The sequence below is a fragment of the Acinetobacter sp. YH16042 genome (assembly GCF_013417245.1).
GTDB lineage: Bacteria > Pseudomonadota > Gammaproteobacteria > Pseudomonadales > Moraxellaceae > Acinetobacter > Acinetobacter amyesii.
On sequence record NZ_VPEJ01000032.1, the window covers coordinates 1 to 18,489 of the forward strand.

17 protein-coding genes and 3 pseudogenes are annotated in these 18,489 nt (G+C 38.3%); 8 read left to right on the plus strand and 12 right to left on the minus strand.

Annotated features, from left to right (window positions below):
- Positions 1-155: 155 nt before the first annotated feature.
- A pseudogene (locus FTV37_RS15230) lies at positions 156-464 on the minus strand (S-(hydroxymethyl)glutathione dehydrogenase); the annotation flags it as partial.
- Between the two features lie 292 nt (positions 465-756).
- Positions 757-1,872, minus strand: a complete 1,116-nt coding sequence (locus FTV37_RS15235) for an S-(hydroxymethyl)glutathione dehydrogenase/class III alcohol dehydrogenase (RefSeq protein ID WP_180040330.1) — start codon at positions 1,870-1,872, stop codon at positions 757-759.
- A 125-nt stretch (positions 1,873-1,997) separates the two neighbouring features.
- Between FTV37_RS15235 and FTV37_RS15240 the strand changes: the two genes are divergently transcribed.
- Positions 1,998-3,554, plus strand: a complete 1,557-nt coding sequence (locus FTV37_RS15240) for a phospholipase D family protein (protein WP_180064213.1) — start codon at positions 1,998-2,000, stop codon at positions 3,552-3,554.
- A gap of 92 nt (positions 3,555-3,646) precedes the next feature.
- Here the strand turns inward: FTV37_RS15240 and FTV37_RS15245 are convergent, their stop codons facing one another.
- Positions 3,647-4,315, minus strand: a complete 669-nt coding sequence (locus FTV37_RS15245; protein ID WP_218947625.1) for a class I SAM-dependent methyltransferase — start codon at positions 4,313-4,315, stop codon at positions 3,647-3,649.
- A 137-nt stretch (positions 4,316-4,452) separates the two neighbouring features.
- Here FTV37_RS15245 and FTV37_RS15250 point away from each other — a divergent pair, with 137 nt between their 5' ends.
- Positions 4,453-4,890 carry a hypothetical protein gene (locus FTV37_RS15250; RefSeq protein ID WP_180064214.1) on the plus strand — a complete coding sequence of 146 codons (438 nt, stop codon included), beginning with the start codon at positions 4,453-4,455 and terminating at the stop codon, positions 4,888-4,890.
- A 74-nt stretch (positions 4,891-4,964) separates the two neighbouring features.
- On the opposite strand, the gene FTV37_RS15255 is transcribed toward FTV37_RS15250, so the two are convergent.
- Positions 4,965-6,356: a PLP-dependent aminotransferase family protein gene (locus FTV37_RS15255; protein WP_180064215.1), complete on the minus strand. Its 1,392-nt coding sequence runs from the start codon at positions 6,354-6,356 to the stop codon at positions 4,965-4,967.
- Positions 6,357-6,609: 253 nt separating this feature from the next.
- Between FTV37_RS15255 and FTV37_RS15260 the strand changes: the two are divergent.
- A pseudogene (locus FTV37_RS15260) lies at positions 6,610-7,485 on the plus strand (DMT family transporter).
- 132 nt (positions 7,486-7,617) lie between these two features.
- The gene (locus FTV37_RS15265) at positions 7,618-8,112 is read left to right on the plus strand and encodes a pyridoxamine 5'-phosphate oxidase family protein (protein ID WP_180064222.1); all 495 of its coding nucleotides are present in this window, start codon (positions 7,618-7,620) and stop codon (positions 8,110-8,112) included.
- Positions 8,113-8,151: 39 nt separating this feature from the next.
- On the opposite strand, the gene FTV37_RS15270 is transcribed toward FTV37_RS15265, so the two are convergent.
- Both FTV37_RS15270 and FTV37_RS15275 read right to left on the minus strand, forming a co-directional pair.
- Positions 8,152-8,760: a uracil-DNA glycosylase family protein gene (locus FTV37_RS15270; RefSeq protein ID WP_180064216.1), complete on the minus strand. Its 609-nt coding sequence runs from the start codon at positions 8,758-8,760 to the stop codon at positions 8,152-8,154.
- Between the two features lie 39 nt (positions 8,761-8,799).
- Positions 8,800-9,516 carry an SGNH/GDSL hydrolase family protein gene (locus tag FTV37_RS15275; protein WP_180064217.1) on the minus strand — a complete coding sequence of 239 codons (717 nt, stop codon included), beginning with the start codon at positions 9,514-9,516 and terminating at the stop codon, positions 8,800-8,802.
- Positions 9,517-9,744: 228 nt separating this feature from the next.
- Here FTV37_RS15275 and FTV37_RS17950 point away from each other — a divergent pair, with 228 nt between their 5' ends.
- Positions 9,745-10,173 (plus strand): enterochelin esterase domain-containing protein, encoded by a 429-nt coding sequence (locus tag FTV37_RS17950; RefSeq protein WP_257224359.1) that lies wholly within the window; start codon positions 9,745-9,747, stop codon positions 10,171-10,173.
- Positions 10,174-10,242: 69 nt separating this feature from the next.
- The gene (locus FTV37_RS17955; RefSeq protein WP_373683588.1) at positions 10,243-11,109 is read left to right on the plus strand and encodes an alpha/beta hydrolase; all 867 of its coding nucleotides are present in this window, start codon (positions 10,243-10,245) and stop codon (positions 11,107-11,109) included.
- A 64-nt stretch (positions 11,110-11,173) separates the two neighbouring features.
- Here the strand turns inward: FTV37_RS17955 and FTV37_RS15285 are convergent, their stop codons facing one another.
- The 5 genes from FTV37_RS15285 to FTV37_RS15305 all read right to left on the minus strand — a co-directional run bounded on the left by FTV37_RS15285 (position 11,174) and on the right by FTV37_RS15305 (position 16,445).
- Complete coding sequence (locus FTV37_RS15285; RefSeq protein ID WP_180064218.1) at positions 11,174-12,220, minus strand: fatty acid desaturase; 1,047 nt, start codon at positions 12,218-12,220, stop codon at positions 11,174-11,176.
- Between the two features lie 293 nt (positions 12,221-12,513).
- Positions 12,514-13,257: an SDR family oxidoreductase gene (locus FTV37_RS15290; protein ID WP_180007792.1), complete on the minus strand. Its 744-nt coding sequence runs from the start codon at positions 13,255-13,257 to the stop codon at positions 12,514-12,516.
- 19 nt (positions 13,258-13,276) lie between these two features.
- The gene (locus FTV37_RS15295; protein ID WP_078193820.1) at positions 13,277-13,975 is read right to left on the minus strand and encodes a histidine phosphatase family protein; all 699 of its coding nucleotides are present in this window, start codon (positions 13,973-13,975) and stop codon (positions 13,277-13,279) included.
- The gene (locus FTV37_RS15300; RefSeq protein WP_168377545.1) at positions 13,972-15,093 is read right to left on the minus strand and encodes a phosphotransferase family protein; all 1,122 of its coding nucleotides are present in this window, start codon (positions 15,091-15,093) and stop codon (positions 13,972-13,974) included. Before FTV37_RS15300 ends, FTV37_RS15295 begins: the two co-directional genes overlap by 4 nt.
- Before the next feature lie 110 nt (positions 15,094-15,203).
- Positions 15,204-16,445, minus strand: coding sequence for an acyl-CoA dehydrogenase family protein (locus tag FTV37_RS15305; RefSeq protein ID WP_180064219.1), 1,242 nt, complete (start codon positions 16,443-16,445; stop codon positions 15,204-15,206).
- A gap of 93 nt (positions 16,446-16,538) precedes the next feature.
- Here FTV37_RS15305 and FTV37_RS15310 point away from each other — a divergent pair, with 93 nt between their 5' ends.
- Both FTV37_RS15310 and FTV37_RS15315 read left to right on the plus strand, forming a co-directional pair.
- Positions 16,539-17,456 (plus strand): LysR family transcriptional regulator, encoded by a 918-nt coding sequence (locus FTV37_RS15310; RefSeq protein WP_180059601.1) that lies wholly within the window; start codon positions 16,539-16,541, stop codon positions 17,454-17,456.
- 217 nt (positions 17,457-17,673) lie between these two features.
- On the plus strand, positions 17,674-18,228 hold the full coding sequence (locus FTV37_RS15315; protein ID WP_180064220.1) for a thermonuclease family protein: 555 nt from the start codon (positions 17,674-17,676) through the stop codon (positions 18,226-18,228).
- Between the two features lie 169 nt (positions 18,229-18,397).
- Here the strand turns inward: FTV37_RS15315 and FTV37_RS15320 are convergent.
- Positions 18,398-18,489, minus strand: a pseudogene (locus FTV37_RS15320) (IS5/IS1182 family transposase); the annotation flags it as partial.

Here is an 18,489-nt window from a genome sequence, read left to right on the forward strand (position 1 = left end):
AAGTAACTTGGACCAGTGTTGATCATTTAGCATTGTTCGAGGCATAGCGAGTGTAAAATTGGGTTTGGCGATTTAATTTTACTATCTCGCTATTTTTTTAATCAACAAATGTCAACAGACCCTAGTAGATAAATCAATAATATTTAAATCAATGTTTAGTCTTCAAAATGCACAACAGAGCGAATTGATTTACCTTCATGCATTAAATCAAACGCTTCATTGATTTTATCCAACCCCATGGTATGGGTCACGAATGGTTCAAGTTTGATCTCACCTGACATGGCTTCTTCTACCATACCCGGTAATTGTGAACGACCTTTAACACCACCGAATGCAGTGCCTTTCCAAGTACGACCAGTAACCAATTGGAATGGACGGGTTGAAATTTCTTGACCTGCACCTGCCACACCAATAATCACAGATTGACCCCAACCACGGTGAGCACATTCCAAAGCAGAGCGCATCTTTTGCCTCGGATAATGCATTAATATACATTTGTTTTTTAAATTATGCTTACATTAAGTTTAGTGCTAATTCCCCACCATGTGAATTCGGGACAAAATCTATCATTTGGCATTTTTTATCATTTTATGTCTAACAATCTGTCACTTTTTGCAAATCCAAATTTGAAGTTCTGATTTGTCGTAACAACACAAATAAAAAAAACTAGGCCAAAGCCTAGTTTTTAAAACAGTGAAAGTTAACGCATTAATATTTAATGATTAGTAGATAAATCAATAATATTTAAATCAATGTTTAGTCTTCAAAATGCACAACAGAGCGAATTGATTTACCTTCATGCATTAAATCAAACGCTTCATTGATTTTATCCAACCCCATGGTATGGGTCACGAATGGTTCAAGTTTGATCTCACCTGACATGGCTTCTTCTACCATACCCGGTAATTGTGAACGACCTTTAACACCACCGAATGCAGTGCCTTTCCAAGTACGACCAGTAACCAATTGGAATGGACGGGTTGAAATTTCTTGACCTGCACCTGCCACACCAATAATCACAGATTGACCCCAACCACGGTGAGCACATTCCAAAGCAGAGCGCATCACATTGGTATTGCCAATACATTCAAATGAATGGTCGACGCCCCAGCCCGTCATTTCTACAATCACTTCCTGTACAGGACGTTCATAATCTTTTGGATTAACAAAATCTGTAGCGCCAAATTCTTCAGCCAGTTTGAATTTGTCAGGATTGGTATCTACGGCAATGATACGACCTGCTTTGGCTTTTTTAGCACCTTGTACCACAGCCAAACCAATACCACCTAAACCAAAGACTGCAACTGAGTCACCTTCCTGAACTTTAGCGGTATTTTTAACTGCACCAAGGCCTGTTGTTACGCCGCAACCCAACAAACATACATGTTCGTGGTTCGCTTCAGGGTTAATTTTTGCCAAAGACACTTCTGCAACCACAGTATATTCAGAGAATGTTGAACAGCCCATATAGTGATAAATCGGCTGACCATTATACGAAAAACGTGTTGTGCCATCCGGCATTAAACCTTTCCCTTGTGTCGCTCGTACAGATACACAAAGATTTGTTTTACCCGATTGACAGAATAAACATTCACCACATTCTGCGGTATAAAGTGGAATAACATGATCACCTGGTTGCACTGAAGTCACACCTTCACCGACTTCAACCACAACACCTGCACCTTCATGCCCTAAAATTGCTGGAAATACGCCTTCAGGATCATCACCTGACAATGTAAATGCATCTGTATGACACACACCTGTATGGCTAATTTTGACTAAAACCTCACCTGCTTTAGGTGGTGCCACATCAATTTCAACAATTTCTAAAGGCTGACCCGGTCCAAAAGCAACGGCTGCACGTGATTTCATGTCTAAAAACATCCTGTATGGCTTATATTAACAGATGAGTTACAGTAACCTCTTTTTAAGCCTAGATACAACCTTAAAACATGATGTTATGATGAATTTTTCAAGGAATGATTAATGCTATTCGAATGATACAATTACGTGAAATAAGTTGTACTGTCGGTTTAACTGTTTCCATCAGCCTATTAACTGGATGCAGCTTACCTAGCAATCAGTCAAAAAAAGATGTCCCTATACAATCACATGCAGAAAAATGGATTACGTCTGCTACGGATTTAGAAAAATTAGAACAAAAACAAACGGCTTATTTAGCATTAGATGATGCCTTCTTAAGCATTGCTTCTCGCCTACATTTGATTCGAAATGCAAAATACACCATCGATTTGCAATATTATATTTGGGAAAATGATGCTATTGGGCATCTGATGTTTCAAGAATTACTGCATGCCGCTGACCGTGGGGTAAAAGTCAGGCTACTAATTGATGATCAAAACGGGACGAAACTCGATCCGACCTTACAATCCCTTTCAGCTCATCCCAACATTTCAATCAAACTGTTTAATCCCTATAAATTCAGAAATTTACGTGTCATTGATTATGCATTTCGCTTAAAGCACATTAACCAGCGTATGCATAATAAATTAATTATTGCCGATGGTTTTATGGGCGTAACTGGTGGTCGTAACATCAGTAATGAATATTTTGATGCCAGTGAAAGTTTTCAATTTACAGATTTGGATATCCTTTTCTATGGCGAAGCTATTCAACAAGCCAATCAGGTGTTTTTGAACTTTTGGAATGATGATTTAAGTTATTCTGTTCAGCAATGGATTGGTGCAGGTACAAAAGAAGAATTAAGTCAATTAAGACAACAATACCAAGAAAACTCTACAACGTTGACTAAAGATCAACAGCGCATTAACTATGCACAGCAACAACTGGCGGCTCAGCTTAAACTAATACCGGTGAATTGGGCCGAAGCACATTTCATTGCGGATAGTCCGAATAAAATTCGTGGTGAGGCTAAAGAGCAAGAATTAATTTATAACCAATTTTCTACTTTGATGGGACAGCCCAAGGAACGTATGGAATTGGTTTCAGCTTATTTTGTTCCCACGCAACAAGGAACTGACTTTTTGACGGGTCTTGCAGGCAAAAATGTAGAAGTCCGTGTGTTAACCAATTCATTTTTAGCCAATGACGTCGCTGTCGTTCATGCGTTTTATCAAAAATATCGCAAAGATTTACTCGAAAATGGCGTGAAACTATATGAATTTAAACCTTATATAGAGCGTTCAAAACGCACATGGTATGAGGTCATGACGGGAAATATCATCCCTGCAAAAGGCAAAAATGCCTCTAGTTTGCATGCAAAATTTTTCGATATCGACGGAATGGTGTTTATTGGATCGTTTAACTTTGATCCACGTTCCGCAAATTTAAATTCGGAAGTTGGTCTAGTCGTTAAATCTGATCGATTACAAAACGATATTTCTGCCGCATTAAACCAATACTTACCGCAAATTGCATATGAGCTAAAACTGGATAAAAACGGCGAAATCATTTGGTTAGAGCATCAAAAAAATGGAAAAATCAAAACCTATATTCATGAACCAGAAACAACTCGATTCCAAAGATTTAGCATAAAAGCAGTGTCATACCTCCCGATTGAATGGATGATGTAATGACAATGCACTGCTAAATGATTAAATTTTCCTCATCGAGGCTATTTATTGAAATAATCTGAAAAGTTCGATCAAGTCAAAAACGGTCTTAGTCAGTCTCGTTCATATGAGTGCTGGCTTTTGAAAACAACCAAGCCATTGATTTCGCCAAGAAATTCCACTTGCCCATATTTGGCTGCTTTCAGCGCAGCTAAATGTTCCTCAACTGACATATACAACTCATGATTTTGCTGTGCATGTGGTGCATATAAATGATCACATACAAAATACACGCCTTGTGTATTTAACAACTTTTTTACAGTCCGATGAAACTCTGCTGCATACGCCTTATGTCTCAATTCATGTAAGGCCTGATGAATAAAAATCACATCAAAGGTGCTGTTTTGATTAAACTGAAGTGATTCTTCCCAAGCAGATTGTTTGAAATCCCCAGTTATAAAATTGCATTTTAAGCGTTGCGCTGCACTTAGTTTTCCTTTTGCCAAGTCATGCATAGCTTCGGAGAAATCAAATGCAGTGTAGTGAATATTTGGACAATGATTGATTAAAAACTCAGCCAAATAGCCTGGGCCTGAACCGAGTTCAAGCACGTGCGCATTCGGGTTGAAAGCCAAAATAGAGTCAACATACATTTGAAAGATGTCATAACGCCATGGACGTTTAAGATTGACTTCAACAGCCCATTGTTTAGCTTCGATTGGATCTTTTAAGTCTATGGGGCTGTGCACATCATTTATGTGAATATTATTTTCGCAATTCATTTTCTTAGACTTAATTTAGATAGATTGAATGCTATTTATACATAAAATATCTCAATAAAAGCAAAGGTTTTACTCACACTTGATGATGCTTTAACATCCACCGCTTATTTTGTTTTATCTCCTCCTAAAGTTTTCTAATGCAATTTTTTGATTTAAGCCGCCAATTTAATTTAAGTGATATTTTAACGCCTTTTATGACACTTCCTGAACTGGGTCATCAAGAATGGTTTTTGTCGAAAGTTCGGGTTGAGCATGACTGTTTATCTGACAATGAAATGATTGAAGGCCAAGCTGTACTTAAATCTAATCACAATATTCAAATTGAGTTGGAATGGTTAATTCAAGATACAGGTCATGAATTACAGCTTTTATTTAAAGGCATTGAAACTGCAGCTAGCGAAGAAACTTTGGTGATCGTGAAAGGCGCGCAAATTGTAGATGATGCAAACAAAAAAGTTTCATCTCAGACATTGAGTTTATGGATCGATGGCACTTTACTACCTATGCTGCCGAATATTCGCAAAGAAATTAAAGCGCGTTTAAACCTTTGGGATTATGTTGAATATGATGGTTAATGCCTCGCCTGAAAAACTGTTTGGCCTTAAAAAAGGTAATCAATCACAGACCTGAAATCTGCATCATTTTTTAGTTAAGCTGTATCTTGCAATTTCAGCTCATTCAGACACTGCTGCAAAACATCAAATACTTTTTTGTCGATGCACTGCGCGACATTAAAACGCATGTATTGCCCTGCGTTCTGTGCTGAGCTGAATGAATTGCCTGGTGCAAGAATGATACCTTGCGTCAAACAGCTTTTTGATAGCTGTGCTGCATCAATATTTGCAGGTAATTGACACCATAAAAAAATGCCAGCTTTGGGCATAACGACTGGATGAATGTCTAGATCTGCAAGTTTCTTTATGGTATCCATCATGTGTTTTTGTAGCTGTTTTTTGACCCATTCAATATGCCTTATATAACTACTGTCCATAAGGGCTTGATAAATAATCTCTGCATTTAAATGACTGGTATTAAAATGGGTTGCAATATTCAAATCAATCAGCTGATCAATTATTGATTCGTGAGCAATGATATAACCACAGCGCACAGCAGCAGAAAGCGTTTTGGTAAAACTGCCAATTTGAATTACTTGCTTTAAACCCAGTAAAGTTAAATAACGTGGCGCATATAGATACTCAAATTCGGCAAAAATATCATCTTCAACGATTATTAATCCACTTTGCTCTGCCAATTTAGCAATTTCAAATGCCGTTTGCATAGAAAGTGCTGCACCAGTTGGGTTGTGTATGCCTGAGTTGGTTAAATAGATTTTGGGCTGAAACTGCAGCACTTGCTTAAATACTTCTACATCTGGACCATTTTTGCCATACGGTACTGTAATGTAATTCAGCCCATGTGCCTTAATCAGTGCACTAAAATTAAAGTAACATGGATCATCGATCAGAACCGTATCACCAGTTTTAAGTAAATGCCGAAAAATCAGATCAATAGAATGTGTTACAGAATCACTAATGAAAATCTGCTTCAAATTAAGCATTACATCATAAACCTCACCTTTACGAGCAATATAGCGGCGTAAATTTGTATGACCGTGTGGCGCCGAATAATCTATTAAGAAACTGCTATCAGATTTAGCAGCCGTTTTTAAGGCTTTACGTAAAGTCTGCTCTGGCATCCATTCTTTTGGCAGCCAGCCGCAACCGGGAATCAGCATACCTTCATGAGCATCTAGCGATTGGCGTGAAATCCACAACGGATCGACCTCTCGGTTATATTCAATAGCATGCTCACTTAATAAAACATTTGCAGTAGAACGTTTGCAGACATAATATCCAGCTCCAATTCTTGACTCCAATACACCACTACTGACCAACCGTGCATAGGCTTCTACAACAGTTGAAACCGAACAGCCCAACTGTTGGGAAAATTGACGTACCGAAGGAATGCGGCAGCCTTCAGAAAGCTGTTTCTGATCGATCAGTGTTTGGACTTGCTGCATGACCCATTCGATTTTTGTCATCTTTTCATTTCCTTATTCATGCAGCTTTAGTGAAATATTACGACACACTTTGAACTTATTAATTGACAGTTCAGTCTATTAATCGTTCTAAATCTTGGCTTTACAGCTTATTCAAAGATGGCTATAGATGCAAATTGTATGGGTATTTTATCCATAACAGTTCTTTTTAATTGTATTTGACTGTATCTATTTCAGTCATACAGTACGGTATAAATTTTATTACATATCTTTAGACCAAAAATATGGAATGAACATGCAATTTGACCTCAAAGAAGTTCATCAGGGCTGGCTCAACGGTTTTATTGGCGTTGTTATTTTTGCAGGTTCTATGCCTGCAACCCGTGTTGCCGTTCAAGGCTTTAGCCCCGAATTTCTGACAGGCGCTCGCGCCTGTATTGCAGCTATTTTAGCATTGATACTTTTATTCGTTTTAAAGCAGCCTAAGCCATCTATGCTGTAAATTAAATCCTTATGTATTGTTTCAACAGGTGTTGTCATTGGTTTTCCATTATTTACGGCACTGACTTTACAAACAGAAACTGCGGCTCACTCTTTAATTTTTGTAGCTTTACTACCATTGGCCACGGCTTTTTTTGCAGTGCTACGTGCCAAAGAAATGCCTAAAAATGCCTTTTGGCTGTTTGCAGGTGCAGGCAGTGCTTTAGTCATCTTTTTCATGCTACATCAATCTGGTGTTAAAGGAATTTCTCTCGGTGACATCTATATGATTATTGCTGTTCTGCTCTGCGGATTGGGCTATGCCGAAGGTGGCGTACTGTCTAGAGCTTTAGGTGGATGGCAGGTCATTTGCTGGGCTTTAATCATTGCTTTGCCACTGATGCTGCCACTCTGCTGGCTCTATTTCCCAAACGATTTTCAACATATTCCTCTCAGCGCATATATTGGCTTAGCGTATGTGTCATTGTTCAGCATGTTAATCGGCTTCTTTTTTTGGTACAAAGGCTTAGCTTTGGGTGGAATTGCCAAAGTCGGTCAAATCCAGCTAGTACAGCCCTTTATTGGCCTTATGCTGTGCGCCGTATTATTAAATGAACAGATTAGCCTACTGATGATTGCGGTATCTTTAGCTGTAGTGAGCTGTGTTGTTCTAGCTAAAAAGTACGCTTAAATATTTTTTAAATTGCCTAATTTTAAAGCAAATACAGTGGCATGAATGACCAGTTCATTGCCATTGTTTAGCACAAAAATAGTGAAAAACTCTGATAGAGTGATATGCATAGACAATAATAAAAAAGGCAAAATCATGAATCATCAGAATTGGACTCAAATTCGTAAAGTCGTTGCAAATGCCCAACGTGCGTCTATGCATTGCTCGATTGCTACGGTTGATCAAAATTACCAACCAACAATCACCCCAATTGGCACTTTATTTTTACATGAATCAACCTTTTCAGGTTTCTTCTTTGATACTTATTCAGCGTCACTGCGGGATAATTTAACAATGAATCCAAAAGCCTGCATACAAGCGATAAATAGCAGCAAAGTCTTTTGGCTAAAATCATTAATCAATGGTCAATTTCAAGAATATCCAGGGATACGCCTATATGCTGAAATTGGTGAGTTACGGCCAGCAAGTGAAACAGAATTCGCTTTGGTTCAACAAAGAATTAAGGCATTAAAATGGACTAAAGGTAGCCGCCTAATTTGGAATAATTTTCATCAAGTGCGTGATTTTTCTGTACATGACTTCAAATGGGTACAATATCCTGCAATGATGCCTAAATCATCTTTCTAAGGAAAGCAACCATTGATAAAAGATTACACCAAAGCTTTCTTATAGTAAGTCAATTTCTTTAAATAATTTACTATACGCTTCTGCTTTTTTTTCCAGTGCCAGTGGATAAGCCCTAGATGATGATGGCATGCGGTATAAAGTCAAATCTCTGCCTGCAAATTCGGTACGAACAGCATGCCCAATGTGTGGTTTTTCAGTATTTTCTGGCATCGAGAGCATCAAAGTATCAGTCGCCTTGTCTCCCGTCGTCATAATACTGTGGCAATTCGGCATTTTTTGAAGCAGCTTCGCAATATCGGTTGGCTGATGGAGCTGTAAAAACTTGTCTGATGCATTGCCTTTCAAACGAATCACTTGATAGGCCGTATCAAAAATGCCTATGCCTATTTCATTTAAAAAATCTCGAATGCGCTGTTCTTTAAAAGTTTTGCTCTCTAGATTGAGAAAATGATTTTTATCCTGAAAAAAACATAGGCCAAAGATTTTCCACATGTCATTTTGAAAATTTGGATAATAAAAATCCATTTTCCAGCGTGTTTTGGGTGGCGGAAAACTCCCTAGCATCAAGAGTTTCCCATTTGATGGCAAAAATGGCGCTAAAGGATGCGTTTCGATTTGCGGATTCACGTCTGAAATATCTTTACTCATATAGATGTAACTTCACCAAGTGATTGAATCATATATTATCTATGAAAATTGTTCAGTGATATGTTTCGCTATTTTTTCAGCCCATAACTGATAAATTTCTTTACTCGGGTGAAAGCCGTCTTTGGCCATTTTTAATTTTTTTTCACGATACTCGTGTAAATCGTATTGAATTAATCTCATATTCGCTTGAGTATTAACATAATTTTTTAAAAGCGCATTCATCTTTTGCGAATATTGTCCAAACAACCATGACAATGGAAACGGTAAAGCTGGAAACTCATTCATTGGTGGCACACCTGAAATGATCAATAGCTGTGGATGAAACCTTTCCTCGACAGCTTGATATAAACGCTGCTGGAGCTTCAACCATTGGTCTGGCTGTTTTAAAGCTGTGACATCATTGACACCAACAGAGCTGATCACGACATCAAAGTTCTGCGTAGTGACATTGTCCAAAGCATTGATGATTTGCTGGCTGTTATGCCCCGTTGTGGCTTCAAGGCAATAGTGAACTTGATAATCAGGCGATAAAATTTTAAGCAATTGTCCCAATAATGCATCTGACTGGTGCTCGACGCCGACTCCTGCTGCTGCTGAATCACCTAGTATTAATAGCGATAATGGCCGATTACCCTGACCAATCATTCCACAGCGCTCTCCCACCGGTTCTGCTAAACGTGGGGTATTTTTTTTCACACGGTAACCTTGGATCAGTAATGCAGGTAACAGCAGCAGTGTTGATACTTTGAGTAGCATAATATTTGGGTAATGAATTAAAGCTTGTCGACTGCATTATTTTAATTATTTTAAAAAACAAAGCATTGACTCTATTGTTATTTTTCTACATTTTCTTTTTTTAAAAGCACCATTCTGCGGCATATTGCTAGTTTTTTATATTAATAATGATTATCATTTATCTGATTTCATTCTACCTATTTTATTATTTCAATGAAAAAACTTTCCCTACTTTTTTTGGCTTGTTCTATGAGCTTTGCTGTTTCTTCTGCTTTTGCCCAAACTCAAAACTTACCCGCTTTAACCGATACAACAGAAAAAAAACATTTCCCTTATGCTGCTGCATGTGAAGATGTCAAAGCGCAAAGCCAAATATTATTAAACCTACAACATCAGTTAAATCAAAATCCAAAACAACATGCTCAAATTCTTGAAGATTTTTGGAAGCGTGTAGAGCTTATAGGTACACCAATCATTGAAAACTATGATGAAAAACATGACCGTATAATTTTTTTATGGAAAGGTGCGCAGCATAATGTACGCCTTATTGGTGGCCCAAGTAATGACCATGAATGGTTAACACGCCTACCAAATACCGATATTTGGTTTAAAGAATCGATTATTGATCATCGTTATATTGGCAGTTATAGCTTTGCTGTCGACTTACCGAACTTATAAGGTTATCTGTCAAATTATTGTCCGCATCTGAATCCTAAACTTAAAGAATCAAGAACGCAGCGTCGTGCTGTGATACAAGTACAACGCATCGATCCTTTCAACAAAAACACTTATCTCGCAAGTGATGACACATCAGGTTTACGTAATGAAAATTTTGCGGCGCTTAAAGATGCCCCGCCATTTATTGATCCAAAACAATATCCAAATGTAAAACAACCCCAATTACAAGAGTTTGTTCTACACAGCAAAATTTTGAATAACTCACGTAAAATCCAAATTTACCAATCTAAAGCTAAGAAAAATCAAAGCTATATCACCGCTATATTTTTTGATGGTCAGCAATATAACGAGTTGCTGAATGTTCCAAAGGCATTAGATATATTAGTTGAGCAAGGTCAGTTACCGCCAATTCAAGCCATTTTTGTTTCTCCACCGAACGATCAGGAACGACCGAAAGAATTAACACCAAATACTAAATTTTCAGCATTTTTTAGTGATGAACTGAAGCCTTGGATTCAAAAAAATGCACCTGCAAAAGTCGATTCGAAGAAAACGGTACTACTTAGGTCAAGTCTTGGCGGTTTAAGTTCAGCTTATTTAGCCTTAGAAAATCCAAATCAAATTAGTCACGTCGTACCTTTATCTGGATCATTTTGGTGGCAAAATGAAGCGACAGACCTCCCAAATGGCATGAGTAAAATCATTCGTGATAAAACCTCGCAACCTAAACAGCATTGGTTTATTACTGCTAATAGTTATGAAAGCTCACGCAATAATAATGAACTGAGTATTTTAGAGACTTCGCCTATTGTTGCAGCCGACTTAAAAAATAAAGGTCATGATGTACATTACAAATCGTATATAGGCGGACATTCCTACGCGGTATGGCAAGTTGCCTTGCAAGATGCACTCAAACATTTTTTTGCGCAAAAGTAGTTTATAAACGTTTAGATCATAAAAAAGCCCTCAATTGAGGGCTTTTTTTGAAGATGGTACTGATTTAATTCCAGCGGTTTATGCGTTTAAAGGTTCCAAAATCATTGAAACGTACACCAACCTCACGCATGACTTGGTGTGCAGTTTTTGCGGTTAGATGACGAATATAAAACGGCTCTTTGACCACAAAATGGTGGATGGCATGGGTCGAACCAAAGTTAAAGCAAAATAATTGCATTGGGAACAACCACCACGGATTTAACACCTGAGTTTGTTTAATGACATCGCGTGGGTCAATATCACCATAATAATGCATATTTGAGCTGATAAATTGCAAGCAGAAAGAGCGTATAAAGTTCGGAATAATCCAAACCACAGCTAGAAAATTAATCGTTGGAATTAATTTCACTAAATTGACTGACCAACTAATACTTTGCCCTAACATCGGAGCAATTCCATTCACCACATGATAAATGACAAATACATACCAAATGCCGTAATAAACAAAACTTAAAGGAAAAAAACCAGTCAGCTGAGAGAAGAATGCAGTTTTACGTTCTTTTTCAGGCTGTTTTTCAATGAATGTCCTAATCATCTTGAACATTTGAAATGGGCGCAAATAAACCGTCATCAATTGATCGCTAATGACCAATATACGACGTAAACCCCACGGCATGCCATTACTAATGCCCCGTTCTTCCAAATCGTATTCTGAACCTGAATACTTATGATGATTGAGGTGCAAACGACGACGTGCCCAAGGACTAATAGTATTCGGACGTGCTAACCACACCAAGGCCAACATGAGATGGTGAGCCCACGGCGTCTTTTTAAAATACATATAATGAATCAGGTCATGTTCTAATTCATGTGTCAGTGAAGCAAACATCGCCACCAAAATCACACAAGCCCATGCCGGTAAAATGCCAACGGCAAACGCCCAAGCTGAACCCAACATTCCCAGTAGCGCAAAAATAAGGATGGAAGCGCCAATAAAGTTTTGATGTTTTAAAATGGGATACTGCTGACGTAAGTCTTCACCAGCTTTCGTTACGACAGTTCTGACTTTGTTAATTCGCTGTTGATCTGTCATATCGGAAGACATAGACATAGTACAAACCTAAAAATTAATGAACAGTTGTACATTAAAGCAAATTAAAAAAAAGGAAATCGCTATTTTGAGTACAAATCATCGTCTGTTCAAATATTCAACATTTTATTTATTTTCAATATCTTATTTATAAATAATCTGAGTAATTACTCCATTTTTTCTTTGCAAAATCGGCTGCTTTTACTGTCTTTTCATCACAGGTTTTCTGTATTCATTTTAACCTTCAGAAGGTTGTGAATATCATTTGAGAATAAAAAAGCCCCAATATTGGAGCTTTATTATTACATAAAGGTTTAACCCAATTTATTCACGATCTTCAACGGCAATACTTTCATCGCAAGACCTAAAGGCAACCAAGGCCATTGTGGTACATAAGCTTTAACTGGTGCTTTCTCAATGGCTTTTGCTAAAAGATGTGAACCAGTTTTTTCATCGACTTCAAATGGCAGTTTTTTCGCACCTTCATTGATCTCCGTACGAATATAACCAGGGAAAATAGTCGTCACTTTAATTGGGGTATCAATCAGCTCTGCACGAATACCTTCAGCTAGAGCAGCAACACCTGCTTTACTTGCACCATAAGCCGTTAAATGTTTAGGCATACCACGCATAGCACTCATCGACGAAATCACAACCAAATGCCCTGCATTTTGGCTACGGAAAATTTCAACCGCAGCTTCACATTGCGCTAATGCAGAGATAAAGTTAGTTTCAACTGTGGCACGGTTAATTTCAAAATTGCCTTTACCAATACGACGACCTTCACCGATACCTGCGTTGACAATAACACGGTCAATACTGCCAAAATCTGCTTTAAAGGCACGGAACACTTCAAACACTTGATCGTAATTTGTGACATCGAGGGTTTTCGCAATCACTTTGATGCCATATTGGCTTTCCAGTTCATTTTTTAGCGTTTCTAGACGCTCTAAACGACGTGCACAAATGGCTAAGTTGTAGCCTTTTTGTGCAAACTCGCGTGCCATTCCTGCACCAATCCCTGAGCTTGCACCTGTAATTAAAATTGTTTTAGCCATGATAATTCCTTTGTTTATCTTAGATCCAAGTCAATAAATTTGGATCAACTGCTTTTATAAAATGATGTTCATTTAAACTGAGTAATTGCGGTTCATTTCCAACCAAACGCAGTGTTGTCATACTGGTATTGGCAATGGCCCAATTAAGTGCAAATGTTTTTTCTGGACTCAGCCCTAAAATTTTACCTACGGCAACGGAGATCACTCCACCTGAACTAAACACAACAGCATAGCGTGGTTTGGTTTCAGCCAGTTGAGTGCATAACTTTTCTAGCGCTGTTTCGACTCGACTTTTAAAATGTGGCCAAGATTCATCATATTCATGATGAAATTCTCCACCTGTCCAACGCTCAATGGCACCTTCAAAAATTTTCGATAAATAAGCACGTGGGTTTTCATGCTTAGATACATCTTCTTTTAATAAATGCGGTTGGTTAAATCGAGGTTCATATTGAGCAAAAACTTGCTGATGATTAAATTCATTCCACGCGTTATCTGTATCAACTTGTGCTTCTGGAAAGCATTCAGCCAATGCAAGATTGGCTGTTTGTTGATGACGTTGCATGGAGCCCGCAACCACATAAGGACTTTCTTTTAAAATACGGTCGAAATACTGTCCCAGCACCTTAGCCTGTAGCTCACCATTGGGAGAAAGTTTGTCATAGCTTTCTGCACCAAAAGAAGCCTGACCGTGCCGAATTAAATATATCGTGGTCATTTCCCTAAAATATCCTTCATTTTTTCAATATATTTTTGTGCCACATCATTGGCTTCAAGTTTTTGCAAACCAATAAGTTTTAATGCACGAATATGTAAAGCATGGATCACAATCCAAAAATCTTTGAATGCCGGATTATTGGTTTGTTTGTGGTAAAAGCGATAATAAATTTGCTGTGCAATTACCGCTAAACGGAAAATGCCGAACACTTCATAAAATGTCCAGTTGTCTGTTTGTAGACCAGTTTTTTCTAAGTAATATTCAACGACTTCTTTACGACTAAACATACCTTTCAAGTTAGTCGGCTGGCGTCGAGTCGCTTTAAAAATTGCGTTATCGCCACTTTCAACCCAATACGCTAAAGCTGAACCTAAGTCCATCAGTGGATCGCCAAGCGTTGCCATTTCCCAATCCAATACGCCAATCACTTGGGTAGGATCATTTGGATCTAAAATGACGTTGTCAAAACGCCAATCGTTATGAATTACACAGGTTTTAGAGTCAGCAGGAATATTGTCTTTGAGCCAATTACGGACATATTTAAAAGAAGGAACATTTAAGGTTTTGGCTTTTTCATAGCGTGCGTCCCAACCTTCCACCTGACGACGACAGTAGCCGTCGCCCTTGCCTATTTTTTCTAAAGCTGTGCCTTCATATGGCACTTGATGCAGTTCAATTAACTTGTCGATGACGTTGGTACATAACGCTCGAACTTGGCTTTCATCAAAATTTAATTCTTTGGGTAAGTTTGCACGTGGAATGATGCCTTCTACGCGCTTCATCACGTAGAAATCACAGCCAATCACTGATTCATCCTGACATAGCGCCACCATTTCAGGGAGTACAGGATAAAATTCAGATAATGCTTTCTGTACGTTAAATTCACGTGCCATATCATGTGCAGACTTGGCTTTGGTACCTTTCGGTGGACGACGTAAGATTAAATCAGCATTGTCGTATTTTAAGCGATAAGTCCAATTTGATGCGCCACCTGAATATTGAGTGACTTCTACAGGCCCTTCTATTTCAACGCCATGTTCAATCAACCAATTTCCTACAGCACGTACATCCAGTTCTTCACCCTCACGAACTGAACCGCCTACATCGATCACTGACATGCTTTTCTTCCTAAACTTGAATCTATCATGATGATAAAAATATAATTTTCTATAGTTTTATAGCATGGACAACTCAGGGTTGCCATGCCAAATATGTGACTACAACTTGTTTATTTTTTACTGCGGCTGTTGTAACCGCGCTTTGCCAACTCTAATTTTGCAATCATGCCTTTATGCACTTCATCAGGGCCATCAGCTAGACGTAGTGAACGTGCTTGCGCAAAGAAACCTGTGAGCGGTGTATCTCGAGAAACCCCAGCACCACCGTGGATTTGAATCGCCATATCGACAACTTTTTCTAAGACACTCGGCGCAACTACTTTAATTGCAGAAATCTCGGTTAATGCAGCCATATTCCCTAGAGTATCCATTTTATATGCTGCATAAAGGGTCAGTAAACGTGCCTGATCAATCGCAACACGTGCTTCTGCTACGCGTTCTAAATTGCCACCGAGTTTTAAAATTTCTTTACCAAAAGCAGTACGGCTCATACCGCGGTCAATCATCAGTTCTAGCGATTTTTCGGCAGCACCAATACAACGCATACAATGATGAATACGGCCTGGGCCTAAACGACCTTGTGCAATTTCAAAACCTTGACCTGCGCCGCCAATGAAGTTTGCAACAGGAACACGAACATTTGTGAAGCTAATTTCACCATGTCCATGTGGCGCATCATAGTCGCCAAAGACCGGAAGCATACGTTCTATTTTGACTCCAGCAGTTTCAACAGGTACTAAAACCATAGAATGCTGATGATGACGGTCTTTGCTTTCATCTGGTGTATGCGCCATAAAAATAATGATTTTGGCATTAGGATCACCTAAACCTGAAGACCACCACTTACGGCCATTCAATACAATTTCGTCGCCTTCAACGACAGCCGTAGCTTCCATATTGGTGGCATCACTTGAAGCAACAGCAGGTTCTGTCATACAAAATACTGAACGGATTGTGCCGTCTAGTAATGGTGTTAACCATTGCTGCTTTTGTTCTTCGGTACCATAACGCCAAATCACTTCCATATTGCCGCTGTCAGGTGCATTGCAATTGAATACTGTAGGTGCAAGTAAGCTACGGCCTGAAAGTTCTGCGATGTGTGCATATTCTTGTACAGATAAGCCTTGCCCAAGTTCAGGACAAGGTAAAAACATATTCCATAAGCCTGCAGCTTTGGCTTTATCTTTTAAAACCTCTAACTGTGCTGGCCATTGCCATTTGGTCCAATCACCACCTTGGTTCAGCTCATGAACTTCTGCCCAAAACTCAGTTTCTACAGGCTCAATTTCATCTTTAATAAATTTTTTTGTTCTTTCAATATAATCTTGTGCACGTGCTGAAAGTTCAAACATGACAACATCCTTTAAATATTCTGTTCTTTACGCTTTACAACACCATAACCTGAAATCTAATATGAACAAAATGATTTAATTCAATAGATGAACATGAATAGTATTCATAAAAACACAGTCATCGATATGGGTGTTTTCCACCGTATGGATATCAATTTATATCCACTATATATCGCAATTTATGAACAAAAAAGCATTTCAAAAGCAGCACAAATTTTGTGTATTACTCAGTCTGCAGCGAGTCATGCACTTCAACGTTTAAGACAACATTTACAAGATGACTTATTTGTACGTGCTGGGGCGAAAATGCTTCCGACCCCATTTGCCGAGCAGATCTATCCAGTAATTAAAAATGCGCTTATTGCGATTCAAAGCATTTCTATCCAAAAACAACAATTTACTCCGTCGATGGTGCAGAGCCTAAAAATTGCGGTACATGATGAAATTGAACCGATTATTTTTCCTAAGTTAGTTGAACACTTTCAACAGCAGCAGTTTCAGATCCAATTTTCCAGTATTAAATTAGACCGTAAAACCATTGTGGCTGATCTTGCTGCACAGCAAATCGATTTTGCGATTGACCTTGAGCAAAACTTTGGTGAAAAAATAAATTTTCAAACCTTGGTTGAAGACCAATTCGTGGTTTGTAGTCAACATCCTAAGATGGATGAATCTATTTATCTTTCTGCTCCTCACATTGGGGTTTCTTCCCGACGTGCAGGTGTATTAGTTGAAGATATTTATTTAAATCGTAAAAAACACTCTAGAGAGATTTTTTTACGCTGTCAGCATTACTCTACTGCGCTACAAATTTTGGCACAGCAACCCAAGGCAATATTAACGATTCCGCAAAATATTTTGACGCATTTACAGGTTGCTCCCGAACTGAATATTTTTGATGTACCTGTAGACTTGCCGAAAATTAAACTAGGGATGTATTGGCATAATGATTTGGAATTAAATTCGCGGCATGTTTTTTTGCGAAGCCAAATTTCTAAAATTTTTGCTTAGGCTATTTTATGATGATATATCAGCTTGCTTAGGCTATTCACATGGATTTAGATTTAATTCTGCGTGATGAAACTTGCTGTATATTTATAGATCAAATGCTGATTATTTAATGTATTTTTAACTGACCGCCGGTTTATTCGACAGCCATAAATCATGAGTTCTTATAAAATCTAAACTCCTGTTTTTATGCGATATGACTTCGTTCATATCATTATGTATGCTTTCAAATCTCTCCACAAATTGGCTCATGGCTTTAGGTGCAGTATTGTGCCTGATCACAGTCTATGTTCTTTATAAAGTCACCATTTTCTTAAAGGATTTTTTCCAACCTTTTAAGAAAGGAAAATCTTACCTCTGTCGTGTATCTGATATTAGTGATGGCGACACCCTCACCTGCTATCGGATGAATCTAAGACGTTCTAAAACCAAACTTCGCTTTGCTTATGTGGCTGCGCCAGAATCGACACAAGCCTACGGTAAAGAGTCCGCTCGACTGATCAAATCCATGGTTTACAAGAAATTTGTTCGCGTAAAAATCACTGATGTAGACCGTTATGGCCGCTGCGTTGGGGTTATTTATCGCTATCGTAAATGCATGAATGAAGAAATGGTAAAACGTGGTGCTGCGTGGGTTTACGAAGAATACATCCGTGACCAAAAGCATTTGCACTATATGATGAATTTACAAAGCAAAGCACGTAAACAAAAGAAAGGTTTGTGGAAAGCCAGTCGTCCAATGCGCCCTAAAGAGTATCGTAAATTACATAAATAACAGACCACAGTGCAGCATGGCTAAGGAATATTTGATGACTTAGCCATGTCTAATATTTGACCTTTTTTTACTTCGCTATACAATAATGCTGCCCTTTTGGGCATAGAAAATAAATTAGATAATTAAAATTGGAATAGGGTGTGTTGACATTTACAGCCGATAAATTGAGCTAAAGAGGCAACCATATAAATATACAAGCTAAAGCAACAGCGCTTTGATAGTTACGTTTTAGCTTATCGTATCTTGTGGCAATTCCTCTAA